Origin of the sequence: Pseudooceanicola sp. LIPI14-2-Ac024 (genome assembly GCF_042188925.1) — a bacterium.
Classification (GTDB): Bacteria; Pseudomonadota; Alphaproteobacteria; order Rhodobacterales; family Rhodobacteraceae; genus Pseudooceanicola.
The window spans coordinates 844,227-861,765 of sequence record NZ_CP170102.1 but is presented as its reverse complement, the minus strand read 5'-3'; the positions used below and the strand labels follow the sequence as shown (position 1 = coordinate 861,765).

Annotated in this window: 16 protein-coding genes and 1 pseudogene; 10 read left to right on the top strand and 7 right to left on the bottom strand. The window is 68.5% G+C overall.

Going from position 1 to position 17,539, the window contains the following annotated elements; all coding sequences use genetic code 11:
- Positions 1-36 precede the first annotated feature (36 nt).
- The 7 genes and pseudogenes from ACE2AC_RS04165 (at position 37) to ACE2AC_RS04135 (ending at position 6,890) form a co-directional block, all read left to right on the top strand.
- Positions 37-1,554: a sugar ABC transporter ATP-binding protein gene (locus ACE2AC_RS04165; protein ID WP_375690865.1), complete on the top strand. Its 1,518-nt coding sequence runs from the start codon at positions 37-39 to the stop codon at positions 1,552-1,554.
- Positions 1,551-2,573: an ABC transporter permease gene (locus ACE2AC_RS04160; RefSeq protein ID WP_375690864.1), complete on the top strand. Its 1,023-nt coding sequence runs from the start codon at positions 1,551-1,553 to the stop codon at positions 2,571-2,573. Before ACE2AC_RS04165 ends, ACE2AC_RS04160 begins: the two co-directional genes overlap by 4 nt.
- Complete coding sequence (gene yjfF / locus ACE2AC_RS04155) at positions 2,573-3,547, top strand: galactofuranose ABC transporter, permease protein YjfF (protein WP_375690863.1); 975 nt, start codon at positions 2,573-2,575, stop codon at positions 3,545-3,547. The genes ACE2AC_RS04160 and yjfF overlap by 1 nt, the downstream gene beginning before the upstream one ends.
- Positions 3,544-4,442, top strand: a pseudogene (locus tag ACE2AC_RS04150) (2-dehydro-3-deoxygalactonokinase). The gene yjfF and the pseudogene ACE2AC_RS04150 overlap by 4 nt, the downstream one beginning before the upstream one ends.
- A complete protein-coding gene (locus ACE2AC_RS04145; RefSeq protein WP_375690862.1) occupies positions 4,439-5,047 on the top strand; it encodes a 2-dehydro-3-deoxy-6-phosphogalactonate aldolase in 609 nt (202 codons plus the stop codon). Before ACE2AC_RS04150 ends, ACE2AC_RS04145 begins: the two are co-directional and overlap by 4 nt.
- Positions 5,044-5,892 carry an SMP-30/gluconolactonase/LRE family protein gene (locus ACE2AC_RS04140; protein WP_375690861.1) on the top strand — a complete coding sequence of 283 codons (849 nt, stop codon included), beginning with the start codon at positions 5,044-5,046 and terminating at the stop codon, positions 5,890-5,892. Before ACE2AC_RS04145 ends, ACE2AC_RS04140 begins: the two co-directional genes overlap by 4 nt.
- Positions 5,889-6,890, top strand: coding sequence for an aldose epimerase family protein (locus ACE2AC_RS04135; RefSeq protein WP_375690860.1), 1,002 nt, complete (start codon positions 5,889-5,891; stop codon positions 6,888-6,890). The genes ACE2AC_RS04140 and ACE2AC_RS04135 overlap by 4 nt, the downstream gene beginning before the upstream one ends.
- Here the strand turns inward: ACE2AC_RS04135 and ACE2AC_RS04130 are convergent.
- The 6 genes from ACE2AC_RS04130 to ACE2AC_RS04105 form a co-directional block, all read right to left on the bottom strand.
- Positions 6,878-7,723: an alpha/beta fold hydrolase gene (locus ACE2AC_RS04130; RefSeq protein WP_375690859.1), complete on the bottom strand. Its 846-nt coding sequence runs from the start codon at positions 7,721-7,723 to the stop codon at positions 6,878-6,880. The genes ACE2AC_RS04135 and ACE2AC_RS04130 overlap by 13 nt on opposite strands.
- Complete coding sequence (locus ACE2AC_RS04125; protein WP_375690858.1) at positions 7,720-8,793, bottom strand: branched-chain amino acid ABC transporter permease; 1,074 nt, start codon at positions 8,791-8,793, stop codon at positions 7,720-7,722. The genes ACE2AC_RS04130 and ACE2AC_RS04125 overlap by 4 nt, the downstream gene beginning before the upstream one ends.
- Before the next feature lie 10 nt (positions 8,794-8,803).
- The gene (locus ACE2AC_RS04120; protein WP_375690857.1) at positions 8,804-9,796 is read right to left on the bottom strand and encodes a branched-chain amino acid ABC transporter permease; all 993 of its coding nucleotides are present in this window, start codon (positions 9,794-9,796) and stop codon (positions 8,804-8,806) included.
- A 10-nt stretch (positions 9,797-9,806) separates the two neighbouring features.
- Positions 9,807-10,511 (bottom strand): ABC transporter ATP-binding protein, encoded by a 705-nt coding sequence (locus ACE2AC_RS04115; RefSeq protein WP_375690856.1) that lies wholly within the window; start codon positions 10,509-10,511, stop codon positions 9,807-9,809.
- On the bottom strand, positions 10,508-11,275 hold the full coding sequence (locus tag ACE2AC_RS04110; RefSeq protein ID WP_375690855.1) for an ABC transporter ATP-binding protein: 768 nt from the start codon (positions 11,273-11,275) through the stop codon (positions 10,508-10,510). Before ACE2AC_RS04110 ends, ACE2AC_RS04115 begins: the two co-directional genes overlap by 4 nt.
- A gap of 73 nt (positions 11,276-11,348) precedes the next feature.
- A complete protein-coding gene (locus ACE2AC_RS04105) occupies positions 11,349-12,551 on the bottom strand; it encodes a substrate-binding domain-containing protein (RefSeq protein WP_375690854.1) in 1,203 nt (400 codons plus the stop codon).
- A gap of 101 nt (positions 12,552-12,652) precedes the next feature.
- Here ACE2AC_RS04105 and ACE2AC_RS04100 point away from each other — a divergent pair, with 101 nt between their 5' ends.
- The 3 genes from ACE2AC_RS04100 to ACE2AC_RS04090 all read left to right on the top strand — a co-directional run bounded on the left by ACE2AC_RS04100 (position 12,653) and on the right by ACE2AC_RS04090 (position 16,908).
- Positions 12,653-13,255: a LuxR C-terminal-related transcriptional regulator gene (locus tag ACE2AC_RS04100; protein WP_375692065.1), complete on the top strand. Its 603-nt coding sequence runs from the start codon at positions 12,653-12,655 to the stop codon at positions 13,253-13,255.
- A 39-nt stretch (positions 13,256-13,294) separates the two neighbouring features.
- Positions 13,295-14,458 carry an RsmB/NOP family class I SAM-dependent RNA methyltransferase gene (locus ACE2AC_RS04095; protein ID WP_375690853.1) on the top strand — a complete coding sequence of 388 codons (1,164 nt, stop codon included), beginning with the start codon at positions 13,295-13,297 and terminating at the stop codon, positions 14,456-14,458.
- A gap of 83 nt (positions 14,459-14,541) precedes the next feature.
- On the top strand, positions 14,542-16,908 hold the full coding sequence (locus ACE2AC_RS04090) for an ATP-binding protein (RefSeq protein WP_375690852.1): 2,367 nt from the start codon (positions 14,542-14,544) through the stop codon (positions 16,906-16,908).
- A 3-nt stretch (positions 16,909-16,911) separates the two neighbouring features.
- On the opposite strand, the gene ACE2AC_RS04085 is transcribed toward ACE2AC_RS04090, so the two are convergent.
- A complete protein-coding gene (locus ACE2AC_RS04085) occupies positions 16,912-17,505 on the bottom strand; it encodes a gamma-glutamyl kinase (protein ID WP_375690851.1) in 594 nt (197 codons plus the stop codon).
- Between the last annotated feature and the right edge of the window lie 34 nt (positions 17,506-17,539).

Sequence of the window (17,539 nt, the reverse complement as noted above, 5' to 3'; positions counted from 1 at the left end):
GCGACGCCCCCGCCGGCCCCAGACGGATCCGAATTGATGCTCCTGACCATCCGGTCGCTGACCAAGACCTTTCCCGGCACCCGTGCGCTGGATGACGTGCGCTTCGGCCTCGCCGCGGGCGAGGTGCATGCCCTGCTGGGCGAGAACGGCGCGGGCAAGTCCACGCTGATCAAGTGCCTGACTGGCGCCTACCGCCCCGACGCGGGCGAGATCACGCTGGACGGGCAGGTGATCTCTCCACGTTCGACCGGAGAGGCGCAGGACCTGGGGATCGGCACGGTCTACCAGGAGGTGAACCTGCTGCCGAACCTGACCGTCGCGCAGAACCTCTGTTTCGGGCGGGAGCCGCGGCGCTTTGGCATGGTGTCCTCGCGCGGGATGCGACGGATGGCCGAGGAGATGCTGGAGGGCTACGGCCTCGACATCGACGTCACGCGGGACCTCGGGAATTATTCGGTGGCGATCCAGCAGATCGTCGCCATCGCCCGCGCGGTGGCGCTGTCGGGCAAGGTGCTGATCCTCGACGAGCCGACAGCGAGCCTCGACGCGCGCGAGGTCGAGATGCTGTTCGACGTGGTGCGCGGGTTGCGTGAGAGAGGGCTGGGGATCGTCTTTGTCTCGCACTTCCTCGACCAAGTGTTCGCGCTCTGTGACCGGGTCACGGTCCTGCGCAACGGCCGCCACATCGTGACCGAGGAGATTGCCGCGCTCGACCGGGTGAGGCTGATCGAGCACATGCTGGGCCGCGCGCTCGAGGACGAGGTTGAGGGCCATGCCCAGGCCCATCTCGACGGGGCACCGCCGAAATCGCCGATGCTGGCCTTCCGCGCCATGTCGCGGCGTGGCGTGGTCGAACCCTTCGACCTCGACGTGGCCGAGGGCGAGGTGGTCGGGCTGGCGGGCCTGCTGGGGTCGGGCCGGACCGAGAGCGCGGAGATGCTCTTTGGCCTGCGGGGGCTGTCGAGCGGGCAGGCCAGCGACACCTCGGGGCCGGTTCACATCGAAACCCCGCGTGCGGCGATCCGGGCGGGCTTCGGCTTTGCGCCCGAGGATCGCAAGACCGACGGGATCATCGCAGACCTCAGCGTGCGCGAGAACATCGCGCTGGCGCTGCAGGCGCGGCGGGGCTGGGCGCGCCCGATCCCGCGCGGCGAACAGCAGCGGCTGGCGGATGACTACATCCGGCGGCTCGACATCCGCACCTCGGACGCCGAGAAGGCGGTCGGGGACCTGTCGGGCGGCAACCAGCAGAAGGTCGTTCTGGCCCGCTGGCTGGCGATGAACCCGCGTTTCCTGATCCTCGACGAACCGACACGCGGGATCGACGTGGGCGCGCATGCGGAAATCCTGCGCCTGATCCACGAGCTGGTGGGGGGCGGCATGTCGCTGCTGGTGATCTCGTCCGAGCTAGACGAGCTGATCGCCGTCTCGGACCGTGTCGTCGTGGTACGCGACCGCCGCCACGTGGCCGAGCTGACCGGCAGCGCGATCTCGACCGAGACGATCGTGCATGCCATCGCGGCCCATGATCCCGCGGCGGGAGAGGTCGCATGAGGACGCTTCTGCGCAGGCTGGCCCCGCAGATCGTCACGCTGCTGGCGGTCTGCCTGCTGGTGACGGTGTTCTTTCCCGGGTTCCTCGAGATCCGCATGTCGGACAGCCGCCTTGTCGGGCCGGTGATCGACATCCTGAAACGCGCGGCCCCGGTCGCGCTGCTGGCGACGGGCATGACGCTGGTGATCGCGACGCGGGGGATCGACCTGTCGGTCGGCACCGTGATGGCGATCTGCGGCGCGGTCGCGGCCTGGAGCCTCGACGGCGGGATGGGTGTCGGCGCGGCGGTCCTGCTGGCGCTTGGCGCGGGGCTTCTGGCGGGGCTCTGGAACGGCGGGCTGGTGGCGGTCGTGGGCATCCAGCCTATCGTCGCGACCCTGATCCTGATGACCGCCGGGCGCGGCATCGCCCAGCTGATCACCGAGGGGCGCATCCTGACCTTCACCGACCCGGCCTTTGCCTGGTTCGGCTCCGGCTCGATCCTCGGGATGCCGACCCCGGCGGTGATCTGGATCGTGACCGGGATCGTCGTCGCGCAGCTGATGCGGCGCAGCGCGCTTGGCCTGCTGGTCGAGGCGATCGGCATCAACCGCCGGGCGGCGGCGCTGGCGGGGGTGAACGCCACCGTGCTGCTGATCGCGGTCTACATGGCCTCGGGCCTCTGCGCCGCGCTGGCGGGGATCATCGCCACCGCCGACATCCGGGGGGCCGATGCGAACAACGCGGGCCTCTGGCTGGAGCTCGACGCGATCCTCGCCGTGGTGATCGGGGGCAACTCGCTGCTCGGCGGGCGGTTCTCGATCGCGGCGTCGCTGCTCGGCGCGCTGATCATCCAGACCATCGACACCGGCATTCTGCTGGCGGGCTTCCCGTCGGAATACAACCTCGTCATCAAGGCAGCGCTGGTTGTGATCATCCTCGTCCTGCAGAGCCCGCGCTTCGCGCGCGAATGGTATTTCTGGCGCCGCTCGATCACCGAGGGTCCGCCGCCCGCCAGCCCCCTCAAGGAGGATGCGTGATGAACCCGCGGCTCTATCCGCTCTACGCGACCATCGCGATCTTCCTGCTGGCCTGCGTGATCTGCTACATCCAGTTCCCCGCTATGGCCTCGACCCGGGTGCTGGGGAACCTGCTGACCGACAACGCCTACCTCGGGATCGTGGCGGTCGGCATGACGGTGGTGATCCTGTCGGGGGGCATCGATCTCTCGGTCGGGTCGGTCATCGCGTTCTCGGGCGTCTTCATCGCCGTCATGCTGCGCGACACCGGGCTACCGGCGCCGGCGGTCTTCGTCCTGCTGCTGGCGATCACCACCGCCTTCGGCGCGGCCATGGGCGGGCTGATCCACACGCTCGCCATGCCGCCCTTCATCGTCACGCTCGCCGGCATGTTCCTGGCGCGCGGCGCGGCCTACATGATGACCATCGACTCGGTCCCGATTGATGATCCGGTCTACGACATGCTGAAGCGCGCCTATTACCTGATGCCGGGCAAAGGGCGCCTGACGCTGATCGGCGTGGTGATGCTGCTGGCCTTTGCCGTCGGGATCGTGGTCGCGCACCGGACCCGGTTCGGTGCCAGCGTTTTTGCCATCGGCGGGGGCGAGACCACCGCCCGCCTGATGGGCGTGAACGTGGGCCGCACGACGGTGGGCATCTACGCCTTCTCGGGCTTCATGGCCGGGCTCTCGGGAATCGTGTTTTCGATCTACACCGGGTCGGGCTATCCGCTGGCCACCGTGGGGACCGAGCTGACGGCGATCGCCGCCGTGGTGATCGGGGGCACGCTCCTGACCGGGGGATCAGGCTTTGTCTTCGGCACCTTCATCGGGGTGATGACCATGGGGCTGATCCAGACCTACATCGTCTTTGACGGCACATTGTCGAGCTGGTGGACCAAGATCGTGATCGGCGGGCTGCTCCTTCTCTTCATCGTGCTGCAGAAGGGGCTCCTGCGGCTGACTTCGGCCCGGTTCGGCGGGGTCCCGGCGTGAGCGTCGGCTGGCTGGCGGTCGACTGGGGGACGTCGAACCTGCGGCTCTGGGCGCTGGACACGGATGGCGCGGTGCTGGCCGAACGGCGGTCGGACCGGGGCATGGGGCAGTTGCAGCCCGGCGACTACGAGGCAGAGCTGCTGCGCGTCGCGGGCGACCTGTTGCCTGGCTCCGGGCGTGTGCCGGTGGTGATCTGCGGCATGGCGGGCGCGCGGCAGGGCTGGCGCGAGGCGCCGTACCTGCCGGTGCCCTGCGTGCCGGACGGACAGGGGGCGGTGCGGGTGCCGACGGACGATCCGCGCCTCGATGTGTCGATCCTGCCCGGGCTCAGCCAGGCAGCGTCGGCAGACGTGATGCGGGGGAGGAGACGCAGATCGCCGGTGTCCTCTCGGCCGATCCGGGGTTCGACGGGACGATCTGTCTGCCCGGCACGCACAGCAAGTGGGTTCGGGTCGCGGGCGGCCGTGTCGAGGGATTTCGCACGCTGATGACGGGCGAGGTCTTCGACCTGCTGGCCACGCGCTCCGTCCTGCGACATTCCGTCGGCGAGGGATGGGATGCCACGGCATTCGACACCGCGGTGTCGGCGGCGCTGGCCGACCCCGCGGCGCTGCCGCTGGCACTGTTCCCGTTGCGGGCCGAGGCGCTGCTGACGGGGCTGGCGCCGGGGACGGCACGGGCGCGCTTGTCGGGCATGCTGATCGGTGCGGAGCTTGCGGCGATGCGGGGCCAGTGGACGGATCGGCCGGTCGCGATCCTGGGCGACGCGGGGCTGGCCGACCTCTACGCCCGGGCGCTGCGCGCGCAGGGGGTGGCCATCACCCGCCTCGACGCGGCAGAGATGACGCTGCGGGGCCTGCGCGCCGCGCGGGCCAGCATGGAGGATGTGACATGAGCCGGACCATCATTGCGATCCTGCGGGGCATCACGCCCGACGACGCCCTGCCGATCTGCGAAACGCTGATCGCCACCGGGATCGACCGGATCGAGGTGCCGCTGAACTCGCCCGATCCGTTCTTCAGCATCGCGGCGATGGTTGGCCGCTTCGGCAGGGCCGCGCAGATCGGCGCGGGGACGGTCCTCACGGTCGATGACGTCGCGCGGGTGGCCGACACCGGCGCGACGCTGGTCGTGTCGCCCGACTGCAACCCGGCGGTGATCGAGGCGACCAAGGCGGCCGGGCTGACGTCCTTCCCCGGCGTGATGACCCCGACGGAGTGTTTCGCCGCCCTGCGGGCCGGGGCCGACGGGCTCAAGGTCTTTCCCGGATCGCTGGTCGGGCCCGCGGGCCTCGGGGCGATCCGTGCGGTCCTTCCGCAGGGCACGCAGGTCTACGCGGTCGGTGGCGCGGGGCCTTCGAACTTCGCCGACTGGCGGCAGGCCGGTGCCGACGGGTTCGGCATCGGCACCGCCCTCTATCGCCCCGGCGACGATGCCGCTACGGTTGGCGCGCGGGCGGCCGAGATCGTCGCGCGTTACGACGAGGTGTTCGGCGCATGAGCCACGAGACCTTCGATGCCCGCCATTGCGAGCTGGGCGAGGGGCCGTTCTGGCACCCGGAGCGGCAGCAGTACTTCTGGTTCGATATCCTCGGCCGGCGGCTGCTGTCGCGGGACGGCGACGCCGCGCTGGAATGGAGCTTTCCCGAACATGCCTCGGCAGCCGGATGGATCGACCGCGACACGCTGCTGCTGGCGACCGAGACCGGCCTGCGCCGGTTCGACATCGCCAGCGGAGCGCACGAGCCGATCATCGCCCTTGAGGCGGAGCGGACCGGCACGCGGTCGAACGACGGGCGCGCGGATCCGATGGGCGGCTTCTGGATCGGCACCATGGGCAAGGCGGCGGACCACCGGCAGGGCGCGATCTACCGCTTTCACCGCGGCGCGGTCGAGCGGGTCGTGCCCGAGGTGACGATCCCGAATTCCATCTGTTTCTCGCCCGATGGCCGCAGCGCCTATTACGCCGACACCCGCCGCCAGCGCATCTGGACCCAGCCGCTCGATGCCGAGGGATGGCCCGACGGCCCGGCCGAGGTCTTTGTCGACCTGCGCGGAGAGGGGCTGAACCCGGACGGTTCCGTGGTGGATGCCGAGGGCGGGCTCTGGAACGCGCAATGGGGTGCGGGGCGGGTGGCGCGGTATCTGCCCGACGGCAGCTTCGACCGCGCCATTGCCGTCGGCGGACGCCATGCCTCGTGTCCCGCATTCGGCGGGCCGGACCTCGACCAGATGATCGTGACCACCGCCCGCGAGGGGATCGAAAGCCCCGATGGACATCAGGGCCGCGTCTACCGTGTCGATCCGGGCGTGCGCGGGCAGGCCGAACACCGGGTCGTGGCATGAGCCGGATCGAACCCTTCGACACGCTGCCGGACGGACGCACGGTCGAACAGGTCACGCTGCAGGGCGGCGGGCTGACGGCGAATGTGCTGACCTACGGCGCCACGGTGCAGGACCTGCGGCTTGACGGCGTGGACCACCCGCTGGTGCTGGGGGCCGACCGGATCGCGCCCTACCTCGGGCCGATGACCTATTTCGGGGCTATCGTGGGGCGCTATGCCAACCGGATCGCGGGCGGGCATTTCAAGGCCGACGGGCGCGACTGGCAGGCCGATCTGAACGAAGGCGGCCGGACGACGCTGCACGGCGGATCCGAGGGGACGGGCCAGATGCTCTGGTCGATCGCCGCGTTTTCGGACTCGAGCGTGACCATGGTGCTCGACCTGCCCGACGGCCACATGGGATTTCCGGGCGCGATGCAGGTGCAGGTGATCTGTTCGCTCTCGGCCGAGGCCGCGCTGAATTTCGAGATCACGGCCGAGGCCGACCGCCCGACGCCCTGCAACTTTGCCCACCACGGGTACTTCAACCTCGACGGCGGGCCGGACATCCTGAACCACAGGCTGCAGATCGCGGCGGCGCATTACCTGCCGGTCGACGCGGACCTGATCCCCACCGGCAAGGAAACCCATGTCGAGGGCACCGCCTTCGACTTCCGCGAGCCGCGGGTGATCGCGCCGGGCGGGTACGATCACAACTTCTGCCTCTGGCGCAGCCGGACGGACCTGCGGCCGGTCGCGCTCCTGCGTGGGCAGAGCGGCCTGACGATGGAGGTCGACACGACCGAGCCGGGGCTGCAGGTCTATGACGGCGGCGGGTTCGGAGCGATGCAGGGGCTGGGCGGGCGCAGCTACGGCCGGTTCGCGGGCGTGGCGCTGGAGACCCAGAACTGGCCCGACGCGCCCAACCACCCGCATTTCCCGGACTGGCTGCTGAAACCGGGCCAGACCTACCGGCACCGGGTGAGCTATCGTTTTTCCCGCGCCTCTCAGGGCCAGTAGCGCGCCAGCAGATCGCGGACGAGGGCGATGTCCTGCGGGCGCGACAACGTCGGCGCATGGCCGCAGTCGAAGGTCGTCACCTCGGGCCGGGGGCCGCGCTGGCCCATCAGCTGCACGATCTCGACCGGCAGCACGTCGCTGTCGCGCCCGTGGAACAGGTGCGTCGGCGTCTTGATCCGCGCGAACCGGTCCCAGGTGGTCAGCTCCTCGGGCGAGGCGGTGAACTGGATGGTGATGCGCGGGTCGTAGTGCAGGGTCAGCCGCCCGTCGCCCCGGCGGCGGAGCGAGCTGCGGGCCATCCGGCGCCAGAACGCCTCGGACGCCTCGCCGAAGGGGCGGTAGACGGCGCGCAGCCAGGCCTCGCCCTCGCTGACGGTGGCGAAATCCGGCAACTCTCCGACATAGGTCACGATGCGCTGGATCGCCTCGTCCGGGATCTCGGGGCCGATGTCGTTGATCAGCAGGCAGGACAGGCGGTCGGCATGCGGGCCGGACGCCAGCCGCATCCCGATCATCCCGCCCATCGAGGTGCCGAGCCATGCGGCGCTGTCAAAGCCGTAGTGATCCAGCAGGTCGGCGGCGATCCCGGCGTAGTATTCGACGGAATACTCCGCCTCGGGGTTCATCGACCAGCTCGACAGCCCGCGCCCGATGGTGTCGGGGCAGATGACGAAGTAGTCGTCGGACAGCGCCGCGCCAAGCTCGTCGAAATCGCGGCCGGTTCGGGCCAGGCCATGCCACATCACCAGCGGGCGTTTGCCCGGATCGCCCCATTCGGTGACGTGCACCTCGTGGTCCATCACCGGGACGAGGGAGAAGCGTGGCGCGGTCATGTCCGTGCCCCTTTCTCCATCGCGGTGCCGGCGATCCCCTTGGGGAAGAAGTAGACCAGCAGGATGAAGATGATCCCCAGCCAGAAGAGCCAGCGGTCCGGTGCCAGCAGCTCGGGCAGGAGCGGCACGCCTGACACCGCCTCGGACGCCGCGCCCATCAGGTCGCGCAGGTAGTACTGCGCCATCACCATCAGCACCGCGCCGATCACCGCACCCCACATCGTGCCCATGCCGCCGATCACGACCATCAGCAGGATGTCGATCATGATCGCGAAGGACAGCGAGGTGTCGGGCCCGGTGTACTTCAGCCAGACCGCATAAACCGTCCCGGCAAGCGAGGCGATGGTGGCCGACAGGCAGAAGATGAAGGTCCGGTAGGCGACGACACGGTAGCCGATCGCCTCGGCCCGCGCCTCGTTCTCGCGGATCGCCTTGAGCACGGTGCCGAGGGGCGAGCCGACGAACCGCAGCATCAGCACGAAGAGGATCAGCGAGCAGACAAAGACGAAGTAGTAGGCCGCCAGCTTGCCGTTCAGCTTCACGCCCCAGAGCTCCAGCACCTTGCCGTCGGCGTCGGTGAGGATCTTGGTCGCGGGCTTGAAGAGGTCGGGCGCGCGGTAGGTGATCCCGTCCTCGCCGCCGGTGAACTGCGACAGCTGCGACGCCAGCACCAGCACGACCGAGGCGGCGGCCAGCGTGATCATGGCAAAGAAGATCGCCTTGACCCGCAGTGACAGGAGGCCGATGGCCACGGCAAAGACCAGCGACACGAAGACCCCCGCGACGCCGCCGAGGATCACGGGCAGCCAGCCGGGCCCCATCTCCTTCAGCAGGATCGCGGCGCCGTAAGCGCCGAAGCCGAAGAACATGGTGTGCGCGAAGCTGACGATGCCGGTGTAGCCGATCAGCAGGTCGAAGCTGGCGACCAGCACGATGAAGATGCAGATCCGGGCCGCGACCTCGATCGAGCGGACGTCCTGGAACAGGAAAGGCGCAAAGAGGAGGACGGCACCGATCAGTGCGACGACGCCCTTGATGGCAAGCGTCCCGGTGGTGGAGGGGGTGTTCATCGTCATCTCCTCACTTCACCGCCGGTCGCAGGCCGTTCGGCCGCCAGAGCAGGATCGCCACCATCAGGATCATGTTGGACGCCAGCGCAAGTTTCGGCGCGAGGAAGCCCACGTAATTCGCCATCAGCCCGACAAGGATCGCGCCGAGGAGCGTGCCCTCGATGGAACCGAGGCCGCCGATGATGACGACGATGAAGATCACGATCATCAGCTCGGCGCCCAGGTGCGGGGTGATCAGCGTCTCGTATCCGGCCCACATCGCACCGCCGAGGGCGGCGAGGGCGGAGCCCACCATGAAGACCCCGATGAAGAGCCGGTCGACCCGGAAGCCGAGCGCCTCGACCATCTCGCGGTCCTCGACACCGGCGCGGACCAGAAGGCCGATCCGGGTGCGGTTCAGCACGAGGTAGAGCAGGACGAAGACGGCGGCGCCGAGGACGAAGGCAAAGGCGCGGTACTTTTCGATCGACACGTCACCGATGATCCAGGCGCCTTCGAGGAAATGCGGGCGGCCGACGGAGTAGGGGGTGCCGCCCCAGAAGGCGAGGATGGTCTGTTCGGCCACGATCATCGCGCCCATGGTGATCAGGATCTGGCGCAGGTGATCGCGGTAGACCGGGCGGATGATGACGGTTTCAAAGAACCAGCCGGCGATCAGGCCAAAGCTGATCGCGGCGAGGTAGGAGGCCAGCAGCGCCATCGAGTTCAGCGCCCAGCTGTCCGCCGCCAGCCAGCCACCGAGGCCGGCAAGGACCGTGGCCGAGATGAAGGCGCCGAAGCTGACAAAGGCCGAGTGACCGAAGTTCAGCACGTCCATCAGGCCGAAGACCAGCGACAGGCCCGAGGCCATCAGGAACAGCATCATCCCCATGGCGAGGCCCGCGATGGTCAGGGTGACCCAGGACGACGGCGCCCCGATCAGAACGAAGGCCACCAGGGCCACGGCCACCGGCAACAGGTTCACCCCGCCCAGCCGGGCCATCGTTGCGTTGAGTTGGCTCATCATTGTCTCCTCACACCGACAGGCCCAGGTGCTTGTCCTGCAGCGCGCTGTCGGCGGCGAACGCCTCCATGCTGCCCTGGTGCACGGTCCGGCCGTCGTCGATGACGGCCATGTCCCGGCCAAGGCTGCGGGCGAAGTTGTAGTTCTGCTCGACCAGCAGGATCGTCGTGCTCTGCGCGATCTCGCGGAACGCCTGCGCCATCGCGTCGACGATCGAGGGGGCGAGGCCCTTGGTCGGTTCATCGATCAGGATCAGCGCGCGCGGCTCGATGATCGCCCGTGCGACGGACAGCATCTGTTTCTGCCCGCCCGACAGGCTCCAGGCCTGCTTGTCGCGGAATTTCTCCAGCGCCGGGAACAGCTCGTGGATGCGCTTCAGCCGGGCGGCGTCGAACGTGCCGCCCGAGGTGGCGAGCACCAGGTTCTCGTCCACGGTCAGCGTGCCGAAGATGCCCATGTTCTCGGGCACGTAGGCGATGCCTTTCCGGGCAATGTCGGCGGTGTGGAGCTGGGTGATGTCCTCGCCCCGGAAGAGGACCGATCCCGGCGAGGGCTTCCACAGCCCCATGATCGACCGCAGCGTGGTCGTCTTGCCGGCACCGTTGCGGCCCAGCAGGACAAAGACGCCGCCCTCGGGCACTTCGAAGTTCACCCCGTGCAGGACGGAATACTGACCGATGTCGGTCTTCATGTCCCGGATCGACAGCAGGCTCATGCCGCGCCCTCCGTCGAGGTGCCGAGGTAGACGTCGCGGACGATCTGGCTCGACATGACCGTGGCGGGTTCGCCATCGGCGAGAAGTTCGCCGTTGTGCAGCACGATGATCCGGTCGGCCAGCGCGCGGACCACGTCCATCTTGTGTTCCACCAGAAGCACGGTCTTGGTCTTGTCGGCCTTGATCCCGGCGATCAGCTCCAGCACGTCGGGCGCGTGGTCCAGCGACATGCCGGCGGTCGGTTCGTCGAACATGTAGACGTCGGGCTCCATCGCCATCAGCAGCGCGACCTCGAGCTTGCGCTGGTCGCCGTGCGGCAGGTTCGCCGCGGTCTGGTGCGCGACGCGGGTGAGGCGGGTCGCCTCGAGGTAGTGCTCGGCCTTCGCGGTCAGGCCCTTGAAGTGGCTGACCGGGCGCAGCATCCGCCAGCCGTCACCCGACCGGGCCTGGACGGCAAGGCGGATGTTCTCCAACACGGTGAGCTGCGGAAAGAGGTTGGTCAGCTGGAAGGCGCGGCCGATGCCCTTCTGGGCGCGGGCCGAGGGGGACATGCGGGTGATGTCGACCCCGTCCTTCAGCACCTCGCCCGAGGTGGCGGTCAGCTGGCCGGAAATCAGGTTGAAGTACGTCGTCTTGCCGGCGCCGTTCGGGCCGACGATGACCGTCAGCTCTCCGGGGCGGAATTCGCAGGAGACGTTGTTCACCGCGACATGCCCGCCGAAACGGATCGTCAGGTCGCGCGTGACGAGGGAAGGCTCGCTCATGGCGTTCGGATACTCTGGACGTCTGAGGGGAAGGGGGCTCCCGGACCCGACGCGCGGGTCCGGGAGGACAGGATCATTCCTGGTTGTTGCGGCCGAGGGGGATGTCCATCTCTTCGGCGGGGATGATCCGGACTTTCTCGGGGATCGCCCAGTCGACACCTTCATCGACGCGGATCTTGAAGTGCAGCATGTCCTGCAGCGCCTGGTGATCCTCGGGACGGAAGGTCATGGTGCCCTTGGGCGTCTCCCACGACATGCCTTCCATGGTCTCGATCAGCGTCTCGGTCTCGTAGTCCGGGGCCTCTTTCAGGGCCTTGGCGACGGCAAGAGCGGCCGACATGCCACCGGCGGTGAAGAAGTCCGGCGGGCTGTCGAAGCGGGCCATGTGTTCCTTCACGAGCCAGTCGTTGATCTCGTTGTCGAAGGCTTCGTAGTAGTAGTAGACCGCGCCTTCCATGCCGGGGAACCGCTTGTAGGTCGGCAGCACCGGCAGGATGTGCCCGCCCATCGAGATCTCGATGCCGTAGCGCGAGGGATCCATAGCCTGGATCTTGCCCGGCGCGTCGCCGCCGCCGGCGATGTAGATCAGGATGACCTTGCGGCCTTCCTTGTCCTTGAGCGCGTTGAACATGCGCTCGGCCACGGCGGTGAAGTCGGTGGTGCCCTGCGGCACGTATTCCTCGGTCACGACCTCTGCGCCGGTGCCGTCGAGCGCCGACTTGAAGGCGGTGATGCCGTCACGGCCGAAGGCATAGTCCTCGGCCAGGGTTGCCACGACGAGGTTCTCGTCGGGCTGCAAAGCCAGCGCCTGCGCCTGCATGTCCATCGAGGAGTTGCGCGAGGTCTTGAAGACGTAGCGGTTGCTGTCCGGTCCGGTGAGGCTGTCGGCCACCGCCGGTTCGACGATCAGGATCTTCTCGTACTCCTCGGCGATCGGCAGCATGCCGACCGTCACGCCCGAAGAGGTCGCGCCGACGGCCAGCAGCACGTCGTCATCGCCATAGGCCTCGGCCAGCGCCGCGCGGGCGACGTCGGGCTTGAACTGGGTGTCCTTGATGATCAGTTCGATCGGACGGCCGTTGATCTCGTTGGTGCCGTCGGTGGCATACTCGATCCCCATCTCGAACCCGGTCTGGGCCTGTTTCGAGAAGGCTTCGAAGCTCGACCCCGACAGCCCGTGGATCAGGGCGATCTTGATCGGATCCTGCGCCGATGCCCCCGTCGCCAGGCCAAGGCCAAGCACGAGGGGCGCGACGAATCGCTTGAGGGTGTTCATGGTATCCTCCCATTTGCGCGGGGTGCGCATCCCGTTGCGCTTCGGAATCCCGCTGCTTAGTTTCCCATCAAAGCGTCACGATTTCGGCCCGTCGGAGCAAGATAGTGGAAATACGTATCGAGGAGGCCTTCCGTTCCGGCGAGTTTTCCGAACTCGCCTATGCCTTCGCGCCCGTCGGCCTGGTGATCACCGAGAACCGGGTGATCCGGGACTGCAACAGGGCGTTTTCGGAGATGTTCGGCTATGCCGAGGGTGAGCTCAAGAACGCAATGTTCTCGGTGCTTTACCCCTCGGACGAAGAGTTCGTGAACATCCGCGACCGGGGCGTGAAGCAGCTGCGCGAGACGAACACCTACTGGGACGAACGGATCATGGCGCGAAAGGACGGAACGCTCTTCTGGTGCCGGGTCCGGGGGCATTCCTTCACCCCAGAGACGCCCCTGATGCGCGCGGTCTGGAGCTTTGCCGACCTGTCCGAGACGCGGCCCTACGTGCCGCTGACGCGACGGGAACGCGAAATCATCTCGCACCTGTCCGACGGGCTGACGTCGAAGGAGATCGCGCAGAAACTCGATATCTCGCACCGCACGGTCGAGGTCTACCGCGCCAAACTTCTCAAGAAGTTCGGGGTCAGCAACACCGGCGGGCTGTTCCATTCGCTGGGGGGCATCGGCAACGACCACGTCGTGTCGCGCGGTGACTAGGGCATGTCCTTTCGCCGCCGCCCGCGCTAACCCACCGCCATGACACCCGCCGCCCGAATCGCTGCCGCCGCCGACGTCCTTGATGCCGTCCTGGACGGCGACACCGCCAACCGCGTCCTGCAGGCCTGGGGGCGGTCCAACCGTTTCGCCGGATCGGGCGACCGCCGGGCGATCCGCGACCTGGTGTTCACGGCCCTGCGCCGCCGCCGCAGCTCGGCCGCGCTTGGCGGCGGTCTGACCGGGCGGGGCCTGATGATCGGGCTGCTGCGCGACGAGGGGCAGGCGCCGGAGGCGGTCTTTACCGGCGAAGGCCATGCCCCGGCCGCGATCACCGACGAAGAGCGCGGCCTTTGGCGGACGCCGGAAGGTGTCGGGGAGGCCACGGACCTGCCGGACTGGCTGGTCGATCCGTTCCGGGAGGCGCTTGGCGACAGTTGGCGGGACACGGTGGCGGCCCTGCGCGACAGGGCGCCGGTTTTTCTGCGGGTGAACCTGCGGAAAAGCGATCCGGGACAGGCGATTGCGGCGCTTTCTTCCGATGGCGTCTCAACTGAACCTCACCCGATTTCCACCGCCGCGCTGGTCGTGACCGACGGTGCGCACAAGGTCGCGCAATCTACCGCCTTCGCGGATGGCCTGGTCGAACTGCAGGACGGGGCCAGCCAGGCGGTGGTCGACACCTTGCCGCTGGTCGACGGGCAAAGCGTGCTTGACTACTGCGCCGGTGGCGGCGGCAAGACGCTGGCAATGGCCGCACGCGCGCAGGTCGCCGTGGCGGCCCATGATGCGGAACCGCGGCGGATGGTCGATCTGCCCGCCCGCGCCGCGCGGGCCGGGATCACGGTCACCCGCCTCGATACCGCGCAACTGGCCGCGGCGGGCCCTTTCGACATCGTGCTTTGCGATGCGCCCTGTTCCGGCAGCGGGTCGTGGCGCCGCGACCCCGAGGGGAAGTGGGCGCTGACGCCTGCGCGGCTGGCCGAGCTGACCGCTATCCAGGCCGGGATCCTCGACGCCGCGCAGGCCCTCGTCGCGCCCGGCGGCACACTGGCCTATGCCACCTGTTCCTTCCTCAGGGCCGAGAACGAGGCGCAGGTCGATGCCTTCCTGGCCCGCACGCCGGGCTGGCGCTGCACCTCGCAGCGCCGCTTCGGCCCGGCGGAAGGCGGCGACGGGTTCTTCATCGCGCACTTGACCCGGTGAAGCGACCGCGCCGATAGTCGGAATTCTGGGCGAGAACCGGGTTCGTTAATCTCGGGTTAACTCCTTTTCCGCGAAGTTGCGTCATGGCCATCGTGCGAAAAGCCACTAACGGGGTGTTGGCGGAGGTCACCGGAACCGCCGGTCCGAACGGGTCGCTCACGCGCCTTTCGGTGTCGCTCGGTTCGGCCCTGACGATCCTGCCACTGGTATCGCTTGCCCTTCTCGGCCTCGCGCTCTTTGTGCCGACGACGCTGCCGACCCAGGCGCTGGCCTCGGCGGCGCTGGCGGTGCTGATCGCCTATGCCATCCTGCGCCTGCTGCAGGCGCGTCACCGCATGGTCTCGGGCGCCGCGGTCTCGGCGGTCGAGGCGCTGATCGCGCGCGATCCGACGCCGGGCTACCTGACCACGGGGGACGGAGAGATCCTTTTCACCAACGATGCGGCGCGCCGTGCCTTTGGTCAGCCGGGGCCGGATGGGCTGTCGGGGGCCCTTGGCGATCAGCTGGCCAATCCGGGCGGGCTTCTGCGGCGGATGCGCGGTCGGGCGCTGAATGCCGGGGCGGCCAGCGAGGATGTCGTCACCGCCCATGGCCAGGCGCGGATCACGGTTCATCGGCTCGACGGCGGCGAACTGCTCTGGCGGTTGCAGACACTGACAACGCCGGGGCACGGCGTGGCGGCGCAGCAGGACGTTGCGCTGCTGACGGTCGGGCGGTCGAACTCCGTCCTCTTCATGAACCAGCCGGCGCGGCAGCTGGCGGGACAGAGGCCCAAGTCGCTCGAGGCGCTGTTCGACGCGCTGCCGCTGCGTCCCGGAGAGATGCACGAGATGCGCGGCGCCGACGGCCCGGTCAACGTGCGCGTCCTGCAGGTGAGCGAGGCGGGCGGCCGGCGCGAACTGATGCTGCTGCCCGAGGCCAAGAGCGCGGTCGTCCCGCTGCCCGACCGCACCGGGCCGGGCGACATCGACACCCTGCCGATCCCGCTGCTGCTGATCGGCACCGACGGTCGCATCGAGGCCTGCAATGCCCCCGCGCGCGATCTGCTCGGGGCGGACTGCGTGCCCGGCACGGCGCTGTCGGCCCTGACCGAAGGGCTGGGCCGGTCGATCAGCGACTGGCTGGCCGAGGCCGCGGCGGGGCGGGAGCCGGTGCATTCCGAGTTCCTGCGTCTCAGCAACCCGGACCAGGAGGTGTTCGTCCAGGTCACCGTCAAATGCGTTGAGGCGGAGGGCGAGGTGCGGCTGCTCGCCGTGCTCAGCGACGCGACCGAGCTCAAGACGCTCGAGGCGCAGTTCGTCCAGAGCCAGAAGATGCAGGCGATCGGCCAGCTGGCCGGCGGGGTCGCGCATGACTTCAACAACCTGCTGACCGCGATCTCGGGCCATTGCGACCTGCTGCTGCTTCGGCACGATCCGGGCGATCCGGATTATTCCGAGCTGATCCAGATCCACCAGAACGCCAACCGCGCCGCATCGCTCGTGGGGCAGCTGCTGGCGTTTTCGCGCAAGCAGACCCTGCGACCGGAACTGCTCGACCTGCGCGACACGCTCAGCGACCTGACCCACCTGCTGAACCGGCTGGTCGGCGAACGGGTGATGTTGAGCGTGACGCACGATCCGCTGCTGCGGCCGATCCGCGCCGACAAGCGGCAGCTCGAGCAGGTGATCATGAACCTCGTCGTCAACGCCCGCGACGCCATGCCCGACGGCGGAGAAATCCGGGTCGAGACCGAGACGCTGCGCCTGTCGGAGCCGCTGCGCCGCGACCGGGTCGAGGTGCCGGCGGGGGAATACGTGTCGGTCAAGGTGATCGACAACGGCCGCGGGATCACGCCGGACAAGCTTACCAAGGTGTTCGAGCCGTTCTTCACCACCAAGCGCGTCGGCGAGGGGACCGGGCTGGGCCTGTCGACCGCCTACGGCATCGTCAAGCAGACCGGCGGCTACATCTTTGTCGACAGCGATCCGGGCGTGGGCACCTGTTTCACGCTGCTCTTCCCGGTGCACGAGGGCGACTCGCGGCAGGAGATGCCAGTGCTGCCGCGCACCGGCGCGCCGCCAAGGCCCGGGCGCGGCCAGATCGCCGAGGGGATCGTGCTGCTGGTCGAGGACGAGGCGCCGGTGCGGGCCTTTGCGGCGCAGGCGCTGCGGTTGCGCGGCTATACCGTGATCGAGGCCGAGAGCGCGGAGGCCGCGCTCGACCTGCTGGCGGACGGCAAGCTCAAGGTCGACCTCTTCGTCACCGACGTGGTGATGCCCGGCCGCGACGGTCCCAGCTGGGTGCGCGAGGCGCTGGAACGGCGGCCGGACACGGCGGTTGTCTTTGTCTCGGGCTATGCCGAGGAGCATTTTGCCGACAGCCACGCGGGCATCCCGAACTCGGTCTTCCTGCCCAAGCCGTTCTCGCTGAGCGAACTGACCGACGCGGTGCACCGGCAACTGCACTGAGGCCTATGCGACGAACTCGTAGAGCGCAAAGTCTGCGGCGTGCTTGCGCCGGTACTTTGCCGCGACCTCCGGCGACAGCGTCACCGGGGCGGGCGGAGACACGTTTTCGCGCGCCAAGGTGATCTTGGTGGCAAGCCGGTCCTCGAGAAAGGCGATTAGGGCGGCCTGATCCTCGTACCGGAAAAGCCGCGTGGCGCGTGTGCCGTTGCCGGCGGGTTCCAGGAACTTGGCCTGGCTGCCGACCTCGGCAAAGGCGGGGCGCTGGCCACGGCAATAGGCTGCGACGAAGTCGTCGAAGCTGATCCCGGCGGTCGAGTTCGGCGTGCCGGCCAGATCGTCGCGCTGCCGGTAGCGCCACCACGACCCGAGCCAGGACACCGGTTCGCGCACCACGGCGACGATGTCCAGATCCGCGCCCACGAACTTGTCGAGCATCGGGCGGAAGAAACGGTTGTAGCGGTAGAGGGGCGCATGCTTCAGCTCGGGCGGGTTCTGCACCCAGATGTCGGCGCGCGACCCGAGCGCGGATTCGAGCGCGGTGGTGCCGGTCTTGGGCACCGAGAGGATCACCAGCCGAGCCTTTGAAAATACAAGCATTTTCCGCCGTGCATCTGCGTCCGGCCGCTGCCGG

What these genes read in the sequence shown, in the direction of transcription:
- ACE2AC_RS04165 (WP_375690865.1), top strand. Translation starts at nt 37, where the DNA reads ATGCTCCTGACCATCCGGTCGCTGACCAAGACCTTTCCCGGCACCCGT.
- ACE2AC_RS04160 (WP_375690864.1), top strand. Translation starts at nt 1,551, where the DNA reads ATGAGGACGCTTCTGCGCAGGCTGGCCCCGCAGATCGTCACGCTGCTG.
- yjfF (WP_375690863.1), top strand. Translation starts at nt 2,573, where the DNA reads ATGAACCCGCGGCTCTATCCGCTCTACGCGACCATCGCGATCTTCCTG.
- ACE2AC_RS04145 (WP_375690862.1), top strand. Translation starts at nt 4,439, where the DNA reads ATGAGCCGGACCATCATTGCGATCCTGCGGGGCATCACGCCCGACGAC.
- ACE2AC_RS04140 (WP_375690861.1), top strand. Translation starts at nt 5,044, where the DNA reads ATGAGCCACGAGACCTTCGATGCCCGCCATTGCGAGCTGGGCGAGGGG.
- ACE2AC_RS04135 (WP_375690860.1), top strand. Translation starts at nt 5,889, where the DNA reads ATGAGCCGGATCGAACCCTTCGACACGCTGCCGGACGGACGCACGGTC.
- ACE2AC_RS04130 (WP_375690859.1), bottom strand. Translation starts at nt 7,723, where the DNA reads ATGACCGCGCCACGCTTCTCCCTCGTCCCGGTGATGGACCACGAGGTG.
- ACE2AC_RS04125 (WP_375690858.1), bottom strand. Translation starts at nt 8,793, where the DNA reads ATGAACACCCCCTCCACCACCGGGACGCTTGCCATCAAGGGCGTCGTC.
- ACE2AC_RS04120 (WP_375690857.1), bottom strand. Translation starts at nt 9,796, where the DNA reads ATGAGCCAACTCAACGCAACGATGGCCCGGCTGGGCGGGGTGAACCTG.
- ACE2AC_RS04115 (WP_375690856.1), bottom strand. Translation starts at nt 10,511, where the DNA reads ATGAGCCTGCTGTCGATCCGGGACATGAAGACCGACATCGGTCAGTAT.
- ACE2AC_RS04110 (WP_375690855.1), bottom strand. Translation starts at nt 11,275, where the DNA reads ATGAGCGAGCCTTCCCTCGTCACGCGCGACCTGACGATCCGTTTCGGC.
- ACE2AC_RS04105 (WP_375690854.1), bottom strand. Translation starts at nt 12,551, where the DNA reads ATGAACACCCTCAAGCGATTCGTCGCGCCCCTCGTGCTTGGCCTTGGC.
- ACE2AC_RS04095 (WP_375690853.1), top strand. Translation starts at nt 13,295, where the DNA reads ATGACACCCGCCGCCCGAATCGCTGCCGCCGCCGACGTCCTTGATGCC.
- ACE2AC_RS04090 (WP_375690852.1), top strand. Translation starts at nt 14,542, where the DNA reads ATGGCCATCGTGCGAAAAGCCACTAACGGGGTGTTGGCGGAGGTCACC.
- ACE2AC_RS04085 (WP_375690851.1), bottom strand. Translation starts at nt 17,505, where the DNA reads ATGCTTGTATTTTCAAAGGCTCGGCTGGTGATCCTCTCGGTGCCCAAG.